This window comes from Chelatococcus sp. KU-N122, from assembly GCF_055391085.1.
This window is the reverse complement of sequence record NZ_AP043981.1, coordinates 3673879-3691008: the sequence shown is the minus strand read 5'-3', so window position 1 is coordinate 3691008 and position 17130 is coordinate 3673879. Positions and strand designations below refer to the sequence as shown.

The 17130-nt window shown below is 68.1% G+C and carries 14 protein-coding genes; 6 read left to right on the top strand and 8 right to left on the bottom strand.

Annotated elements, in window-relative coordinates:
• The first annotated feature begins 81 nt into the window (after positions 1-81).
• The gene (locus ACZ5PO_RS16500) at positions 82-1140 is read left to right on the top strand and encodes an Lnb N-terminal periplasmic domain-containing protein (protein WP_464195346.1); all 1059 of its coding nucleotides are present in this window, start codon (positions 82-84) and stop codon (positions 1138-1140) included.
• A 12-nt stretch (positions 1141-1152) separates the two neighbouring features.
• On the opposite strand, the gene ACZ5PO_RS16495 is transcribed toward ACZ5PO_RS16500, so the two are convergent.
• The gene (locus ACZ5PO_RS16495) at positions 1153-1650 is read right to left on the bottom strand and encodes a L,D-transpeptidase (RefSeq protein WP_464195344.1); all 498 of its coding nucleotides are present in this window, start codon (positions 1648-1650) and stop codon (positions 1153-1155) included.
• 256 nt (positions 1651-1906) lie between these two features.
• On the opposite strand from ACZ5PO_RS16495, the gene ACZ5PO_RS16490 reads away from it, so the two are divergent.
• The 5 genes from ACZ5PO_RS16490 to ACZ5PO_RS16470 all read left to right on the top strand — a co-directional run bounded on the left by ACZ5PO_RS16490 (position 1907) and on the right by ACZ5PO_RS16470 (position 7506).
• Complete coding sequence (locus ACZ5PO_RS16490) at positions 1907-3148, top strand: hypothetical protein (protein ID WP_464195342.1); 1242 nt, start codon at positions 1907-1909, stop codon at positions 3146-3148.
• Positions 3145-3732: a protein-S-isoprenylcysteine O-methyltransferase gene (locus tag ACZ5PO_RS16485; RefSeq protein WP_464195340.1), complete on the top strand. Its 588-nt coding sequence runs from the start codon at positions 3145-3147 to the stop codon at positions 3730-3732. The genes ACZ5PO_RS16490 and ACZ5PO_RS16485 overlap by 4 nt, the downstream gene beginning before the upstream one ends.
• 292 nt (positions 3733-4024) lie before the next feature.
• Positions 4025-4243 (top strand): hypothetical protein, encoded by a 219-nt coding sequence (locus tag ACZ5PO_RS16480; protein ID WP_464195338.1) that lies wholly within the window; start codon positions 4025-4027, stop codon positions 4241-4243.
• A gap of 248 nt (positions 4244-4491) precedes the next feature.
• Entirely contained in the window at positions 4492-5187 is a 696-nt protein-coding gene (locus tag ACZ5PO_RS16475; RefSeq protein WP_464196866.1) for a hypothetical protein, read from the top strand.
• 498 nt (positions 5188-5685) lie between these two features.
• A complete protein-coding gene (locus ACZ5PO_RS16470) occupies positions 5686-7506 on the top strand; it encodes a monovalent cation:proton antiporter-2 (CPA2) family protein (RefSeq protein WP_464195336.1) in 1821 nt (606 codons plus the stop codon).
• Positions 7507-7618: 112 nt separating this feature from the next.
• Here the strand turns inward: ACZ5PO_RS16470 and ACZ5PO_RS16465 are convergent, their stop codons facing one another.
• The 7 genes from ACZ5PO_RS16465 to ACZ5PO_RS16435 all read right to left on the bottom strand — a co-directional run bounded on the left by ACZ5PO_RS16465 (position 7619) and on the right by ACZ5PO_RS16435 (position 16749).
• Complete coding sequence (locus ACZ5PO_RS16465) at positions 7619-8374, bottom strand: enoyl-CoA hydratase/isomerase family protein (RefSeq protein ID WP_464195334.1); 756 nt, start codon at positions 8372-8374, stop codon at positions 7619-7621.
• A 282-nt stretch (positions 8375-8656) separates the two neighbouring features.
• On the bottom strand, positions 8657-9649 hold the full coding sequence (locus ACZ5PO_RS16460; protein WP_464195332.1) for an NAD(P)H-dependent flavin oxidoreductase: 993 nt from the start codon (positions 9647-9649) through the stop codon (positions 8657-8659).
• 65 nt (positions 9650-9714) lie between these two features.
• Positions 9715-10959: an acyl-CoA dehydrogenase gene (locus ACZ5PO_RS16455; RefSeq protein WP_464195330.1), complete on the bottom strand. Its 1245-nt coding sequence runs from the start codon at positions 10957-10959 to the stop codon at positions 9715-9717.
• A gap of 63 nt (positions 10960-11022) precedes the next feature.
• Entirely contained in the window at positions 11023-12258 is a 1236-nt protein-coding gene (locus ACZ5PO_RS16450; RefSeq protein ID WP_464195328.1) for an acyl-CoA dehydrogenase family protein, read from the bottom strand.
• A 154-nt stretch (positions 12259-12412) separates the two neighbouring features.
• Complete coding sequence (locus ACZ5PO_RS16445) at positions 12413-13651, bottom strand: acyl-CoA dehydrogenase (RefSeq protein WP_464195326.1); 1239 nt, start codon at positions 13649-13651, stop codon at positions 12413-12415.
• Positions 13652-13784: 133 nt separating this feature from the next.
• On the bottom strand, positions 13785-14921 hold the full coding sequence (locus ACZ5PO_RS16440) for an acyl-CoA dehydrogenase family protein (protein ID WP_464195324.1): 1137 nt from the start codon (positions 14919-14921) through the stop codon (positions 13785-13787).
• Between the two features lie 247 nt (positions 14922-15168).
• Complete coding sequence (locus ACZ5PO_RS16435; RefSeq protein WP_464195322.1) at positions 15169-16749, bottom strand: fatty acid--CoA ligase; 1581 nt, start codon at positions 16747-16749, stop codon at positions 15169-15171.
• Positions 16750-17130 lie beyond the last annotated feature (381 nt).

Here is a 17130-nt window from a genome sequence, read left to right as displayed (position 1 = left end):
CGGAGGGCGGGGGTGGCCGGGTCCAGCCCGGCCTTGCCGCGGCATGGTACGCGCCAGGGGCAGCAATCGGGTGAGATCGGCATGACACGGCGGGGGGCACGGGCGGCCGCGATCGCAATCCTGGCGCTGGCCATCCTCGGCTTCGGCGTGTGGGGGACGCTGGCGACCTGGTTCCGCACGCCGCTCGGGCCGGCGCTGCAGGCACCGGCCGCCGCGGCGTGGGGCCTGCTCAGCCTGGCCGCGCTGGCAATCCTGCTGCTCTCGCCTCGCCGCTGGGCCGCAACGGCGGTCTACGCGCTGGCGATCGCCGGGCTGCTCGCCTGGTGGAGCACCATCGTGCCGACCAACCACCGGGACTGGGCCATCGACGTGGCCCGCCCGGCCACCGGCGAGATCACCGGCAACCGGCTCGTCGTCCACAACGTGCGCAATTTCGACTGGCGCACCGAAACCGACATGACGCCGGTCTGGGAGGAGCGGACCTACGATCTCGACAAGCTGGTATCGGCCGACCTCTACGCCGACTACTGGGCCGGCGAGGCCATCGCCCACACCATCGTCAGCTTCGGCTTTGCCGATGGCACCTATCTGGCCTGGTCGATCGAGCTCAGGCGCAAGCACAAGCAGCCGTTCTCGGCGCTCGCCGGCTTCTTCAAGGAATCCGAGCTGATCTACATCGCCGCCGACGAGCGCGACGCCATCCGCCTGCGCACCAACATCCGGCACGAGGACTTGCGGCTTTACCGGCTCAAGGTGCCCGCCGCCATGGCCCGGGGCTTCCTGACAGCCTACGTGACCGAGGCCAACGAACTGGCGGCCTCGCCGGCGTGGTACAACACCCTCACCTCCAACTGCACGACCCTGGTGTTCCGCATGGCGAAGCTGGTCGAGCCGGGAATCCCGTTCGACTGGCGCGTGCTGGTATCCGGCTATTTCCCGGCCTACGCCTACGATCGCGGCGCGCTCGACACCTCGCTCCCGTTCGAGGAGCTGCGCCGCCGCGCCCGCATCTCGGAGCGGGCCATCGAAGCCGACGGGACGCCGCAGCCGCTTTTCTCCGAGCTGCTGCGCGTCGACATTCCCGGCATCGCGCCGTGCGAGCGCTGCGTCGCCGCCGCCCCAGGGACGAGCGCCGACTGATCGGCCCGTGGGTCAGGGCGCCATCAGCACCGGCGAGCCCACCTGCACCCGGTCATAGAGATCGACGATGTCGGCGTTGTACATGCGGACGCAGCCATAGGAGGCGAAGGTGCCGATCGAGCTCGGCCGATTGGTGCCGTGGATGGCATACTGGCCGCCGGCGAGCGTCATGGCACGCAAGCCCATCGGGTTGCGCGGCGAACCACCCTGGATGACGTCGGGCAGGCGGGGATTGTCGCGCCGCATCTCGTCGGGCGGCGACCAGGCTGGCTGGACGTACTTGCCGCTGATGCGCGTATAGCCCTGCCACTGCTTGCCCATCCTGCCGACGGCGACGGGATAGCGGATGGCGCTGCCCTGGCCGGTGACGAGATAGAGCTTCCGCTCCTTGGTCCTGACGACAATCGTGCCCGGCTCGGCCCGTTCGTCGTAGAACGGCACCGTCTCCCTGGCGACGACCGGCGCGGTCGCCAGCAGCGGACCGCCGATTGCCACCAGACTCACCAACATCTTCCGCACCATGTGCCCCCGCCTTTCGAGAATGACGACGCCAGCCCGATACCAGAGCGCCGTGACGTTTGGCCGAGTCTCCGCTCGGCGCACGGCACGGCCCACGGCGACGGTTGTGTTCACGCGATGACTCCCGCCGCGAATGGAACTATACGACTAGCCGGTTAACCCTCGCTTGTGCCGGCGCACGCGGCCGACGCGGGGGAGCTGGCTGAGGTTGAGGGCGCACGATGACGGCCGCGCGGAGGCAACGAGCGTGATTCCCACGATCGCCAAGCGCTTGGTGTTCCACATCGGCGGTTTCGATCCCTTCACGCCGCACGAGGGCGCGCGCCGGCGCTTCGTGCGCGAGCTCGGCCGTTTCGAGCGCACCTGGTCGACGTCGGCATCCGTCGGCGCGGTCAACGTCGACGCCGATCAGACCGCCTGGACGGTGGTCACCAACGGCCCCAACTGGCAGGTCGAGACCGACTACCGGCTCGTCCGCTGGGATGACGTCATCCAGCGCCTGAGCCACCAGCCGGTCTGGCGACGGGCCGTCCTCGGCATCGCCGCCTTCGGCGATTTCGTCGCCGGCGGGGCCTTGTGGCGGTACTTCCGCACGAGCTGGCAGTACGCCCTGTTCTTCCTCTACCCGTTCGTCGTCTCGGCCGCGCTGCTGGCGGTCGCCGGCCTGATCGGGGCCCTGGTCCGGTCCTTCAGCCACTCGCTATGGGCCGGGGTCGCCGCCGGGGTGGCGGTGGGCGTCGCCCTGCTGCTGGCCGCCGGCCGGTGGTTGAGCATCACGACCCTCTACGACGATTGGATCTTCTCGTTCTGCTACATCCACCGCGGCAACGCCGTCCTGGCCGAGCGGCTGGAGCGCATTGCACAGGAGATCGTGGCCGCCGCCCGGAACGCCGAGGCGGACGAGATCCTCGTGATCGGCCACAGCCTCGGCGCCGTGCTCGCGGTGGACCTGCTCGACCGGGCGCTGAAGATCGACCCTGGCCTGGGCACGACCGGCGCCCGTGTCACGTTTCTCTCGATCGGCTCGTCCATCCTCAAGATCGGCCTGCACCAGGGCGCGAAGCGCTTTCGCGCCGCCGTGGCGCGCGTCGCCGCGGCGCCCGGCGTGTTCTGGGGCGACTACCAGGCCCGTATCGACGTGATGAACTTCTGCATCGCCGACCCGGTGGGCGAAATGGGGCTGGCCAGGGCGGCCAACCCCGTCGTTCGGCTGGTCGAGATCCGCAGCATGCTCGAGCGTGTCGTCTATCGGCGCATCCGCACGCGGCTGTTCCGGGTGCACTGCCAGTTCATCAGCGGCAACGACCGCCGCGCCGCGTACGATTATTTCATGCTGATGTGCGGCCCCTGCTCGGCCGAGCGCCAGACCAAGGCCCCGGACGGAGCGTTGTCGATGATCGGCGAGAACGGCGGCTTGATCGAACCGCAACCCGACTCGGCGCCGGCCGAGCCGGTACCCGCGCCGGCGCGGGGGGCAGGCCGCGCATGACACCGGCGATCGCCAAGACGGTTTTCGTCCTGCTGGCCGTCGGCTGGTACGTCATCCGCTTCAGGCATGCGCGGCGCTCCCGCCGGACGCCTGTCCTGAGCAGCGCCCGCGGGGCGCGCGAGACCACGCTGCTGCTGATCTCGCTCACCGGGCTCGGCATCGTGCCGCTGCTCTACGTGGCGACCGGCGGCTTCCCCCGCTTTGCCCGCTACGCCTTCAACCCCGCCCAGGCGTGGCTCGGCGTCGTGGTCGCGGCCGCGGCGCTGGTGATGTTCCACCTGACGCACCGTGCCCTCGGACGCAACTGGTCCGTCAGCCTCGACGTTCGCGAAAGCCACAAGCTCGTCACCAACGGCATCTACCGCAACGTGCGCCATCCCATGTACACGGCGTTCTGGCTCTGGGCGGCGGCGCAGGCGCTGCTGCTGCCCAACTGGTTCGCCGGCCTCGCCGGGTTTGTCGGGTTCGGCATCCTGTTCTTTGGCCGCGTCGGCCGCGAGGAGCAGATGATGCTGTCAAGTTTTGGCGATGAATATCGCGAGTATATGTCGCGGAGCTATCGGCTCATCCCCGGGATTTATTGATTCGGCGCGACAATTGCGCCGTTGGCGGCCCGACACCGGCCTTGATTTCGCCACCAACCCTACAGCAGCCGCGGGGGCGATTAGCCTGCGAGTCGCCGCCCTCGCGCAGCCGCGACGTCCGGCGCGCGCTATTTTTGCCACATCCCTGGAAAACCCAATGGCCGCTCCGGCCAACGAACCGACTCTCAATTGCGCGTCGGAGGCCACCACGGTAATTCGTAAGGCGCTACACCCGCGTGTGGAGATTCCCGAGACTGTCGTCTCCAATCTAGAATTCGTAGGAGATCCGCTAATGCTCAAGACTCTGATTGTGACAGCCTCGTCGCTGGCCATGATGAGCGTCGCTGTCGCTGCCGACCTGCCGCAGCCCCAGCCGGTTCCGGTTGCTCCGGCTCCGGTCGGCAAGGCTCCGATTGGCAAGTCCCCCATCGGCAAGGCTCCGGTCATCGGCAAGGCCCCCTTCGGCAAGGCCCCGGCTCCGGCTCCGGCCCCGATCATCACCAAGGGCTGACACCGTCCCCCCGCGGGGACGCATGACCTGCTCCAGGTTCTCTGCGGGTAGCCGGTTGTTATCGGCTACCGAGCGGTGGCGTTCGAGCTGAATATAGCCACCGTTTGCCTTTTTTATCCCTGTGCGCAACGGATCCGATCCGCGCCTGTTCTCACGTCCGGTTCGATACCAAGCCATCGATTCCGCCTGTGTCCGGCACGATCCGTCCGCCGCTCGTAGTCGAGAATGGGGTGCTCAAAGTGCGGGCCTTGACGAGAATCGGACAATACGGCCGCTACGCCGCGGTACTGCTCACGGTGGCGGCGTTCTGTGGTTTGACCAGCGGGACGAGCAGCGCCCGCGAAAACGCGACGAGCGCAGACCAGCAAACCAACGACCAAACATCGACGCAGGGCCGGAGCGTGGTCGCCGCGGTCAGTCAAGGTGGTACGCGGTCGGACGCCAGGATCAGCCGCAGACGCGCCGCCGTGCCTGGTCCCTACTATGTCGATTTCCGCGCCCGCACAGCGGCATCGTACGGCCATGCCTTCGTCTGGTTCGGCAAATCGACCGACCGGGAGGTGGAGGTCGCGGGGCTGCACCCGGCCGGCGACGAGATCCCCTACATGCTCGGCCACCTGATGTGGGTGCCGTCCGAGACGGGCAAGAGCTATGGCGATCTCGACGAGGAGTACCTGACCGCCAGCTACCGCGTCTACATGAGCGAGGCTGATGCCAAGCGGGTGTTCGCCTTCATCAAGCAGATCCAGAGCAGCACGCCGCTGTGGAACGCTGGAACGACCAACTGCACGTGGTTCATCGGCCGGATCGCGACGTTCATGGGGCTGAAGACGCCCTCCCACCTGCTGCTCCCGGAAAACTACGTGAACGACTTGCGCTCGATGAACGGCGGAAAGCAGTTCATCCAGTTGTCCGCGGTGCAGGATTCGGCGGTCGGGCAGTAAGAGCCGGCCATTCGTCCGTCGCGGCGTCGTCGCTGGCGGACGGATTAGGTCGCGACGCGACCAACGAAGATCCCCTGGAGTTCCGGTTGATCAGGGGAACTCCACCTAGAGCGCTTTGCGATTGGGTGGAATCACCCAATCGCAAAAAAAGCGCTCCAGATTCAAAAGGTTCTGAGCATTTCCCTGCCATTGGATGGGTCCATCCAATGGCGAAATGCTCTAGCCCGCAAGGCCTTCCGCGCGCTCCGATCGTCTGGTCGGAGAGAAGCGCTTCAGCTCCTTGAATCTGAAACGTTATTCCGTGCACGCGGGGCCGCGCACAGCTCCATTAGGATGCCCGTCGTCGCGCGGCGCGCCCATGCCGTGCGACCCGGCATGAGCCCGGCGCGGCAGCAAATTATCATCCGTTGGCGAGAAAAAGCGCTCGCGGTCATGCCGCCCCCACGTTAGGGCAGGGTCCTGCCGACCGGCAGTCAACCCATGCCTGAGAGGGGTGCTGTGGCCGAACCGTCGAACTTCGAGCTCGTGCAGATCGTCGCAGTCCTTGGCGCGGGCGTCGTCGCAGCCCCCTTGTTCAAGCGCGCGGGGCTTGGCTCGGTGCTCGGCTATCTCGCCGCCGGGCTCGCCATCGGCCCGTTCGGCCTGGAAGTCATCGCGGCGCCGGAGGCGGTGCTGCACTTCGCCGAGCTCGGCGTCGTCATGTTCCTCTTCGTCATCGGGCTGGAGATGCGCCCGGCCAGGCTCTGGAGTCTGCGCAAGGACATATTCGGCCTCGGCGCGGCACAGGTCGCGGTGTGCGGCGCGCTCCTGACGGGCCTCGGCGTGCTCGCCGGGCTCGATCCGGCGACCGCCTTCATCGCGGCCATGGGCTTCGTGCTCTCCTCCACCGCGGCCATCATCCAGATTCTGGACGAGGCGGGCGAAACGGCGACACCCGCCGGCCAGCGGGCGGTCTCCATCCTCCTCTTGGAAGACCTCGCCATCGTGCCGCTGCTGGCTGCCGTGGCGGTGCTGGCACCGGCGACCGGGGAGAACCTGCGGGCCGACTGGACGAGCCTGGCGATGGCGGTCGGTGCGGTCGCGGTGGTGATCGCTGCCGGCCGCTGGCTGCTCAACCCTCTGTTCGCCGTGCTCTCCGCCGCCCGGGCGCGCGAGATCATGACGGCCGCGGCCCTCACCGTGGTGCTCGGCACCGCGCTCCTGATGCAGGTGTCCGGCCTCTCCATGGCCATGGGCGCGTTCCTCGCCGGCGTTCTGCTCTCCGGCTCCACCTTCCGCCACCAGCTTGAGGCCGACATCGAGCCGTTCCGCGGCCTGCTGCTGGGCCTCTTCTTCATGGCGGTCGGCATGTCGCTGAACCTGGAGGTGGTCGCCCAGCAATGGGCCGTGGTGGCGCTGGCCGTCGTCGGCTACATGGCGGTCAAGGCCCTCGGCATCCTCGCGGTCGCCCTGCTCTTCGGCGCCGACCGCCGCGAGGCCATCTATCGGGCGGCCTTGTTCGCACAAGGCGGCGAGTTCGCCTTCGTCCTCTATGCCGCGGCGGCAGCCGTCGGAATCTTCGATCCGCTCGTCAATGCGGTGATGTCGTCGACCGTCATTCTCTCCATGGTGCTGACGCCGCTCACCGTGATGGCGGCACGTCGCCTGCTGCCCCCGGAGAAGCCCGATCTCGACGGGCTGGAGCGGCCAGACGGGCTCAGCGGCTCGGTGCTTCTCGTGGGCTTCGGGCGCTTTGGGCAAGTGGTCAGCCAGGCCTTCCTCGCCCGCGGCCTCGATGTGACCATCATCGACAACGACCCCGACATGATCCGCAGCGCCGCCAAGTTCGGCTTCAAGATCTACTACGGCGACGGCACCAACCTCGACGTCCTGCACGCCTCGGGCGCAGCCCGCGCGCGGGTGCTCGCCATCTGCATCGACAATCGGGAGGCCGCCAACAAGATCGTCGCGCTGGCGAAGGAGGCGTTCCCCCATGCCGGCCTGCTGGTCCGCGCCTACGACCGGGGCCATGCGCTCGAATTGATGAACCAGAAGGTCGATTTCCAGATGCGCGAGACCCTGGAATCGGCCCTCGCCTTCGGCCGCGATGCGCTCGAGTTCCTGGGCCTCTCCCCCGCCGAAGCGGCGGAAACAATCACCGATATCCGCCGGCTGGACGCGGAACGCTTCTCACTGGACCAGACGAGCGGGCTCTATGCGGGCGCCGCCCTCCTCCACTCCAACGCGCCCAAGCCCGAGCCCTTCACGCGCCCCCGCCAGACGGCGCGGGCCCTGAACCCGGAGGCCGGCGCCCTCGCTCAGGAGGACGCCGCTCGTTAGAGCGCTTTGCGACCGGATGGAGCCATCCGATCGTGACATGCTCCCGTGTTGCGCCCGAATGGAAGGCGGCGCCCGGGGCGCAAGCAAGCCTCAGGCGATCGTCGCCGTCCTGTCAGGCGATCTTCGCCGTCTTGGCGGTGAAGGCGGCGATGCGCTCCTCCATGTCCGGCCCGCGGCCGCGGGTGCGCACGATCTCATGGTCGAGCCCGGCAGCCAGTGGCAGCCCATCCGTCGCCAGCAGCAGCGCCTTGTTGGCGCGATGGCTGAACCAGGAATTGGCCAGGATCGTCTTGGTGAGGGAGGCGAGCTCGGCCTCGAACTCCGCGTCCGGCACGCAGATATTGGCCAGCCCCATGGCTTCCGCCTGCCGGCCCGTGTAGGTGCGCGCCGTGAACATCATCTCGCGGGCCTTGGGCAGGCCGACCCGGCGCGGCAGGCGCTGGCTCATGCCCCATACCGGCGTCAGCGCCCAGCGGGCGTGGGTGTCGGCGAACTTGGCTCCTTCGGATGCAACGAGCAGATCGCCGGCCAGCGCCAGTTCCAGTGCCCCGGTGTAGCAGTGGCCGTGCACGGCCGAGATCACCGGCTGCGGCAGGTTGGCCAGCCGCTCGATGACGTCGGCCTGGAAGTTGGGCCGCGGCGGCTTCTCGCCGGCGGCGATATCGGTCAGGTCGTGACCGGCCGAAAAGCACTTGCCGGCGCCGCGCACGATGACCAGCCCGACGCGGTCGGTCTCGGCGGCGATCCGATCGACGTGGCCGCTCAGCTCCGCGAAGAGCTCGACATTGAGCGCATTCAGCTTGTCCGGACGGTTGAGCGTGAGCGTGGCACAGCCGTCCCTGTCGTCGCGCAGAACGAGCGATCCCATGGCGCTTCTCCCTCTCCTGTTTACAATTCCGTCATGGCTGGGCTCGCCCTTCACCTCTCCCCGCACGCGGGGAGAGGTCGGCTTGCGCGAAGCGAGGCGCTGCGCAAGCCGGGTGAGAGGGCGGTGCAGAAGAAGGTTCAAGGCCGGTCACGCCCGGCGAGGCCCCCTCACCCCGCCCTCTCCCCGCAAGCGGGGCGAGGGGGCGCAGCGGCTCTCTCTGCGCACGTGACTGCAACCAAACAGCGGCGTTTAGAGAGCCAATTTCTGCGCCGCGACTAGCTCCTATTCCGCCGCCTGCCGCAGCGGCGAGGTCATGCGCGCCAGACGCGCGTTGATGATCTCCTCGGCATCACGGACGATGCGGTGGATCAGCTCCTCGCAGCTCGGGATGTCGTGGATCAGCCCCTGGATCATGCCGGCCGACCAGATGCCGTGGTTCTGGTCCCCGCCCTCGTAGACGACGCGGCCGCGGACGCCGGCGACGAGGTGCTTGACGTCCTCGAACTTGGCACCGTCGCGCTCGAGCTTCACCACCTCCTGGCTGACGTCGTTGCGGGCGACGCGCGAGGTGTTGCGCATGGTGCGGAAGATCAGGTCGGTGGCACGCTCGTCGTTGGCCACCAGCTGCTCCTTGATCTTCTGATGGATCGGCGCCTCCTTGGTGGCCATGAAGCGCGTGCCCATGTTGATGCCTTCGGCGCCCAGCGCCAGGGCCGCTGCCAGGCCGCGGCCATCGCCGAAGCCGCCGGAGGCGATCATCGGGATGGTGATCTTGTCGGCGGCCGCCGGGATCAGGATCAGGCCCGGAATGTCGTCCTCACCGGGGTGGCCGGCGCACTCGAAGCCGTCGATGGAGATCGCGTCGGCGCCCATGCGCTGGGCCGACACCGCGTGGCGGACCGCCGTGCACTTGTGGATGACCTTGATGCCGTGCTGCTGGAGGTCGGCGATATGCTCCTCGGGCTTGTAACCGGCCGTCTCGACCGCCTTGACGCCCGACTCGATGATGGCGCGCCGATACTCCGCGTAGGGCGGCGGATTGATGGCCGGCAGGATCGTGAGGTTCACGCCGAACGGCTTGTCCGTCATCTCGCGCGTGCGCTTGACCTCGTTGAACAAGGCCTCCGGCGTCGGCTGGGTCAGCGCCGTGATGAAGCCCAGGGCGCCGGCGTTGGCCACCGCCGACACCAGCTCGGCCCGGCCGACCCATTGCATGCCGCCCTGGGCGATCGGGTGCTCGACGCCGAACAGCTCGGTGAAACGCGTCTTGATCATCTTGGTCGGTCCTCTCTCCTGGCTCGGTGCGACGTCTGCTGCGTGCTTGTGGGGATAGGCCGCAATCAGCGGCCGGCCGTCGGGATGGCGTTGAAGGCCACGTCCTTGTCCACGCGGATGTCGGGCGGCAGACCGAGCACGCGCTCGGCGATGATGTTGCGCAGGATCTCGTCCGAGCCGCCCTCGATGCGGGTGGCCGGCGAGCGCAGCAGCATGGTCTGGAACTTGGCCAGCGCCGGCGTCTCGGCGGGGTCGGTGATCAGACCGGCATAGCCCTCCAGGTCGAGGGCGAACTTGGCGATCTCCTGCATCATCGAGCCGGCGACGAGCTTGCCGATCGAGTTCTCCGGCCCCGGGGTCTCGCCCTTCGACAGCGCCGACAGCGCCCGGAACGCGGTGAAGCGCAGACCGGAGGCCTTGACCGCCCAATTGGCCAGCTTGGCGCGCACGGCGGGATTGTCCACCGCCGGCCCGTCCGGGGTCTCGAGCCCGCAGGCGAGCTCGAACAGGTCGGGGAAGCCGGTCGGCATGCCGGAGCCGATCGACAGGCGCTCGTTCATCAAGGTGGTGAGCGACACCTGCCAGCCCTGCCCGACGCCGCCGAGGCGCTGGGCATCGGGAATGCGCACGTTCTCGAAGAACACCTCGTTGAAGGTACGCTGGTCGTTCATCTGCCGGATCGGCCGCACCTCGACGCCGGGCGAGCGCATGTCCAGGAAGAACATGGTCAGGCCCTTGTGCTTGGCGACGGACGGATCCGTGCGGGTCAGCAGCAGGCCCCAATCGGAGTGCTGGGCGCCGCTGGTCCAGATCTTCTGGCCGTTGATCACCCAGTCGTCACCGTCGCGCTCGGCCCGCGTGCGCAGGCCGGCCAGGTCGGAGCCGGCGGCGGGCTCCGAGAACAGCTGGCACCAGATCTCCGCGCCGGAGGCCAGCGGCGGCAGCCGCTCGCGCTTCTGGTCCTCGCTGGCGAACGCCATCACGGTCGGGCCGCACATGCCGTGGCCGATGGTGAACGGCGCCGAGAGCTTGGCATAGAGCCCCTCCTCCTGGCCCCAGATCACCCGCTCGATCGGGCTGGCGCCGCGGCCGCCGTAGTCCTTGGGCCAATGCAGGCAGGCCCAGCCGGCTTCGGCCTTCTTCTTCTGCCACGCCTTGGCCGCCTGCATCGGATCGACGCTCTCCAGGTAGAGGCCGCCGAAGCCGGAGCTCTTGAGCTCGGGCTCCAGCTCCTTGGGCGCGTTGGCCGCGATCCAGGCCTTGGCCTCGGCGCGGAAGGCGGCCTCCTGCGGCGTGTCGTCGAAATTCATGGGGCGTGCTCCCGCATTCCAGAGGTCGGACGTCGGTCACGGCGTTTGGCGGCCATGGCGACGCTAGCTTGGGCCTTGATTGAACGGCCGCCCCTTGTCGAGGCGGATATCGCCGGGCAGGCCGAGCACCCGCTCGGCGATGATGTTGCGCAGGATCTCGTCGGTGCCGCCGGCGATGCGACGGCCCGGCGCACGCATGAGCATGCGCTGGAACAAGGCGTTGCCGCCCGCCTCGTCCGCCTCGTCGAGCGCGCCCGCCTCGCCTTCGAGATCGAGCGCGAACTTGGCGATGTCCTGCTTCATGTTGGCGGCGACGAGCTTGCAGATCGAATTCTCGGGGCCGGGCACTTCGCCCCGCGACAGGCTGGTCATGGCCCGCAGGACCGTGAAGCGCAGCCCGCTGGCCTTGACCGCCCAGCCGGCGAGGCGCGAGCGGACGGCCGGATCGTCCAACGCCGGCCCGTCTGCCGTGCTGAGCCCCGAGCATAGTGCCAGGACCTCGGGAAAGCCGGTCGCCAACCGGGCCCCGATGGCCAAGCGCTCGTTCATCAAGGCAGCCAGCGCTACCTGCCAGCCGTCGTTGACGGCGCCCAGGCGCTGATCGTCGGCGATGCGGACGTTGTCGAGGAACACCTCGTTGAACTCGTAGCCACCATTCATCTGATGGATCGGCCGCACGTCGATGCCGGGCGTCCGCATGCTCACGAAGAACATGGTGAGGCCCTTGTGCTTGGCGACGGTCGGGTCCGTGCGCGCCAGCAGCAGCCCCCAATCGGCGTGCTGGGCGCCGCTGGTCCAGATCTTCTGGCCGTTGATCACCCAGTCGCCACCGTCGCGCACGGCGCGGGTGCGCACGCCGGCGAGGTCGGAGCCCGCCGACGGCTCGGAGAACAGCTGGCACCAGATCTCTGTGCCCGCCGCCAGCGGCGGCAACAGGGCCCGCTTCCGCGCCTCGTCGGCGTAGGCCATGATCGTCGGCCCGCAGATCCCGTGACCGACCGAGAACAGCCCCGACAGCTTGCCGTAGGGCTCCTCTTCCTGCTGCCAGATCACGCGCTCGATCGGCGTGGCGCCGCGGCCGCCGTAGGCCTGGGGCCAATGCGGAACGGCCCACCCGCCGGCCGCCTTCCGGCTCTGCCAGTCCTTGGCCGCGCAGAAGGCGTCGGCGTCCGCCAGCCGAAGCGGGCCGGGCCCGGCCCGCTGCAGCTCGGCCTCCAGCGCCCGCGGGGCGTTGGCATCGATCCAGCGTCTCGCTTCGGCGCGGAACGCGGCCTCTTCGGGCGTGTCGTTGAGATTCACGGGCGTGCTCCCAGGGTGGAAAATGATTGGGCGCCCCCGGGACAACTCCCGGGGCACGCCCGCCCATCTTCCGGCGGGATCACGGTCCACGTGATTGATCTGGCGCAATGTTCCGGCCTTCCAACCGAACTCAGCTGCCGGTGAGCGAGGCCTCCTACCTGCTCGGCACCTGGTTGAACGGCACGCTCTTGTCGACGCGGATGTCGCCGGGCAGGCCGAGCACGCGCTCGGCGATGATGTTGCGCAGGATCTCGTCGGTGCCGCCGGCGATGCGCATGCCGGGCGACCGCACCAGCAGGTTCTGGAACAGCGCCGCGGCCGGTGCCTCATCCGGGTCGGCGAGAATGCCCGCCTCGCCTTCCAGTTCCATCGCGAACTTGGCGATGTCCTGCGTCATCACGCCGGCCACCAGCTTGCCGATGGAGTTCTCGGGCCCCGGCCGCTCGCCCTTCGACAGGCTGGAGATGGCGCGGAAGGCCGTATAACGCAGGCCGGAGGCCTTGACCGCCCAGGCAGCGAGCTTGGAGCGCACCGCCGGATCGTCGATGGCCGGGCCGCCCGGCAGCTCGAAGCGCGAGCAGAACTCGAAGATCTCGGGGAAGCCGGTGTTCAGCCGCGTGCCGATCGACATGCGCTCGTTCATGAGCGTGGTCAGCGACACCTGCCAGCCGTCGTTGACGGCGCCCAGGCGATGGCTGTCGGGAATGCGCACGTTCTCGAAGAAGACTTCGTTGAACTCGCGCCCGCCGCTCATCTGGTGGATGGGCCGAACCTCGACGCCCGGCGCATGCATGTCGACGATGAACATGGTGAGCCCGGCGTGCTTGGGCACGTTCGGATCGGTGCGGGTCAGCAGGATGCCGTAGTCGGAGAACTGGGCGCCGCTGGTCCAGATCTTCTGGCCGTTGATGATCCAGTCGTCACCGTCCTTCTCGGCGCGCGTCCGCAGGGCGGCCACGTCCGATCCGCCCGCCGGTTCGGAGAACAGCTGGCACCAGACCTTCTCGCCGGAGGCGAGCGGCGGCAGGTAGTGGCGTTTGATGTCCTCGTTGGCGTAGGCCATGACGGTCGGCCCACACATGCCCTGGCCGATGGCGAAGGCGCCGGAGAGCTGGTTGTAGATGCCCTCCTCCTGCTGCCAGATCACGCGCTCGATGGGCGTTGCGCTGCGGCCGCCGTACTCCTTGGGCCAGTGCGGGACGGCCCAGCCGCCGTCGGCCTTCTTCTTCTGCCAGGCCTTGGATTCCTTGAGCACGTCGCGGCCGGGCAGGCGCAGGCCGCCCATGCCCGAGCGCTTCAGGTCGGCGTCGAGCTCGTGCGGCGCGTTGGCGCCGATCCATTCCCGGGCGATGGCGCGGAACTTGGCCTCTTCGGGGGTATCGTCGAAGTTCATGGGTCGATCCTCCTAGAGAATTTCTCGATCAGATGGATCATCTGATCGAACAGAAATGCCCCAAGTTTTTTGAATCTGGAGCGCTTCTCTGCGATCGGGTGGTTCCACCCGATCGCGAAGCGCTCTCGTGCGGTCAGGCCGCGTCCTTGGCCGAGTTGCCGGTGCGCATGCGCTCGATCAGCTTGTTCTCCCACTGGGAGAGGCTGCCGAGGTTGAGGGCCAGCAGGTTCGAGCGCTTGTAGTAGAGGTGGCAATCGAACTGCCAGGTGAAGCCCATGCCGCCGTGCACCTGGATGTTGTTGGTCGAGCAATGCTGGAAGGCCTGGGTGGCGCTGACGCGGGCCGTCGCCGCCGCCTCCGGCAGCTCGGCCGAGCCGGTCGACAGGGCGTAGGCGCCCCAGTAGCAGTTCGAGCGCGCCAGCGTCGCCGACACGTACATGTCGGCCAGCATGTGCTTGACCGCCTGGAACGAGCCGATCTGACGGCCGAAGGCGATGCGCTCCAGAGCGTAGTCCCGGGCCATCTCCAGCGCCCGGTCGGCGCCGCCCACCTGCTCGAAGGCGGTGAGCACGGCGGCCCGGTCGAGCACGCCGGTCAGGATCGACCAGCCCTCGCCCGCAGCACCGAGCGGTTCCGCCGCGGCGCCGTCGAAAGCGACGCGCGCGTGCTTGCGGCTGGGATCGATGGTCTTCACCGGCGTGCGCTTGACGCCGGCGCCGGCGAGGTCGACCAGGAACAGCGACACCGAGCGCACGCCCGAGCCGCCGGTGCGCGCCGCAACCACGGCGAAGTCGGCGATCTCGCCGTCCGGCACCGGCACCTTGGTGCCGGTGAGCTTGCCCTGGGAGGCACTGGCAGCGATGCGCTCCGGCGTCACCTCACCAACGCCCTCGGCAAACGCGAAGGTGCCGATCCATTCGCCCGACGCGAGCTTGGGCAGGTACTTCGCCTTCTGCTCGTCGCTGCCCGCCGCCATCAGGAACTCGGCCGCCAGATAGATCGAGGACGAGAACGGCGTCGGCGCGAGCGAGCGTCCGAGTTCCTCGGCGATGACGCAAAGCTCCAGATGGCCGAGGCCGGCGCCGCCGAACTCCTCGGGGATGGCCGCGCCGGTGAAGCCCATCTCGGCCAGGCCCTTCCACAGCTCCTTGTCGTAGCCTTCGTCGCCTTCCAGCACGCGGCGGACCACGGCGACCGGGCTCTGCTTCTCCAGGAAGCGACGAGCCGAGTCGCGCAACTGCTTCTGTTCGTCCGAGAAGTCGAAGTTCATTGCTTCCTCCCGCCAACTGCCGACTGTCCAATGCCGCCCACCATGGGAACGGGCCACCCTGCGTCGACGTTTGCAGCACCTAACGATCGTTTGGTCAACAGCATAGAGCCGCCTAGCGCCGGGCTCAAGCGGCGGTACCGACATAGGGATGGGCGACCGGGTCGAGCCCGGCCGTCACGAACTCGCAACGCCTCACGGACGAGCTTGGGCCGGCCGGTTCACCAGCCTGAGCGTGCCGACACGCGCCTCAGTTCACCCGTCGATCGAGGCCGGCCCAATAGGGCTCGCGTAACGTACGACGCAGGATCTTGCCGGAGGCGTTGCGCGGCAGGGCGTCGATGAACTCCACCGACTTGGGCGCCTTGAACGCGGCGATCTTGGAGCGGGCCCAGCGGATGATGTCGTCCTCGCTCGGGCTGGTGCCGGGCTTGGGCGCGACGATGGCTTTCACCTCCTCGCCCCACTTCTGCGAGGGAACGCCGATGACGGCGACCTCGGCCACGTCCGGGTGGCCGTAGATGGCGTTCTCCACCTCTGCCGGATAGACGTTCTCGCCGCCGGAAATGATCATGTCCTTCATGCGGTCGTGGACGTAGAGGTAGCCCTCCTCGTCCATGTAACCGGCGTCGCCCGACTTGAACCAGTTGTCGCCGGGCATGGCCGCAGCGGTGGCCTCCGGCAGGTTCCAGTAGCCCTTCATGTTGGACGGCGACTTGATGGCGATCTCGCCGATCTCGCCCACCGGCAGCGGCTTGCCGCTCGCGTCGAGGATGGCGATCTCGACGCCGGGCAACGCCTTGCCGGCCGACCGCATCTTGGGCGACTCATCGGCGGAATGGTCCTCAGGCGGCAACGCCACCACCGTGCCGGTCGTCTCCGTGAGCCCGTACATCTGCACGAAGCCGCACTTGAAGACCTCCATGCACTCGACGAGCAGCGCATGCGGGATCGGGCTCGCGCCGTAGGAGATGGAGCGCAGGCGGCTGTAGTCGACCTCGCGGGCGCGCGGTTGGCGCACGACGAATTGCAGCGCCGCCGGCACCATGAAGAACTTGTTGACGCCCTCGTGCTCGATCAGGTCCAGCACCTGCATGGGGTCGAACTCGCGGGTGACGATGGCCTTGACGCCATAATAGAGCACCCAGATGCCGAAGCCCGTGCCGCCGATGTGACCGTTGGGCATGGCGACGAGGCCGACATCGTCATCGTGCCAGTGCAGCCACTCGGCCTCGGACTGGTCCTGCAGGCGCCGCATGGTCAGGAAATTGTTGTGGGTCAGCATGGCGCCCTTGGGGCGGCCGGTAGTGCCGGAGGTGTAGAGCTGGAGGATGACATCGTCGGCCGCCACCTCGCGCTTGGGATCGGTCGCAGGCTGCGCGTCGCGCCAGGCCTCGAACGTCTGCCATTCCGGCGCGTTGCCCTCCATCGCCACCACCGCCTTGAGCAGCGGCAGGTCGGGCACGATCTGGCGGGCGAGGTCGATGAACTCGGGGCCGACGAACAGCAGCTTGGCCTCGGCATCTCCGACGATGTAGCCGACCTCCGGCGGCGCCAGGCGCCAGACGATCGGCACGATGATGACACCGGCCTTGAAGCAGCCGAATACCAGCTCGAAGAAAAAGTCCGTGTTCTTGCCCACGTGGGCGATGCGATCGCCGGGCTTGAGGCCGGCGGCGATCAGCGCGTTCGCCACCTGGCTGGTGCGGCGGTCGAAATCGGCGTGCGTCGTGAGCCGACCCTCGAAGGACAATGCGATCTGGTTGCCCTTGGTCGCCGCATGGAGGCGCGGCACGTCCGCCAGGGTGCTCAGGCGCGAATCGTCTAGCATGGCGTATTCCCCGCATGATGGCGACCGGTCGGAGCGGACGCCCGCCGGTCATCTGGTTTGTTGGAAGCCGAAGCTGCCCCGGCGCATGCGATGGATGATACGGGAGACCGAGACAAGCTGGGCCCGGCGATCGTCGCGATTGTTCGACCGTCCGACCGGAACCTGCATCCGCCCTCGCGCATCCTCACCGTCCGACGGCACGGAGAGCGACCTGCCGAAGCCTAACTATCGTTTGATACAGATTGTCAAGCGCAACGCCGCTCCTCGCCCGCGCCCCGGGATGGCAGCCCAAGAATCAGCGACAGCGATAGCTGATCGGACGATCACACGCCCGACCGAGCGGTGCGCCGATCAAGATCGGCACAGGCCATCCGAATGCAC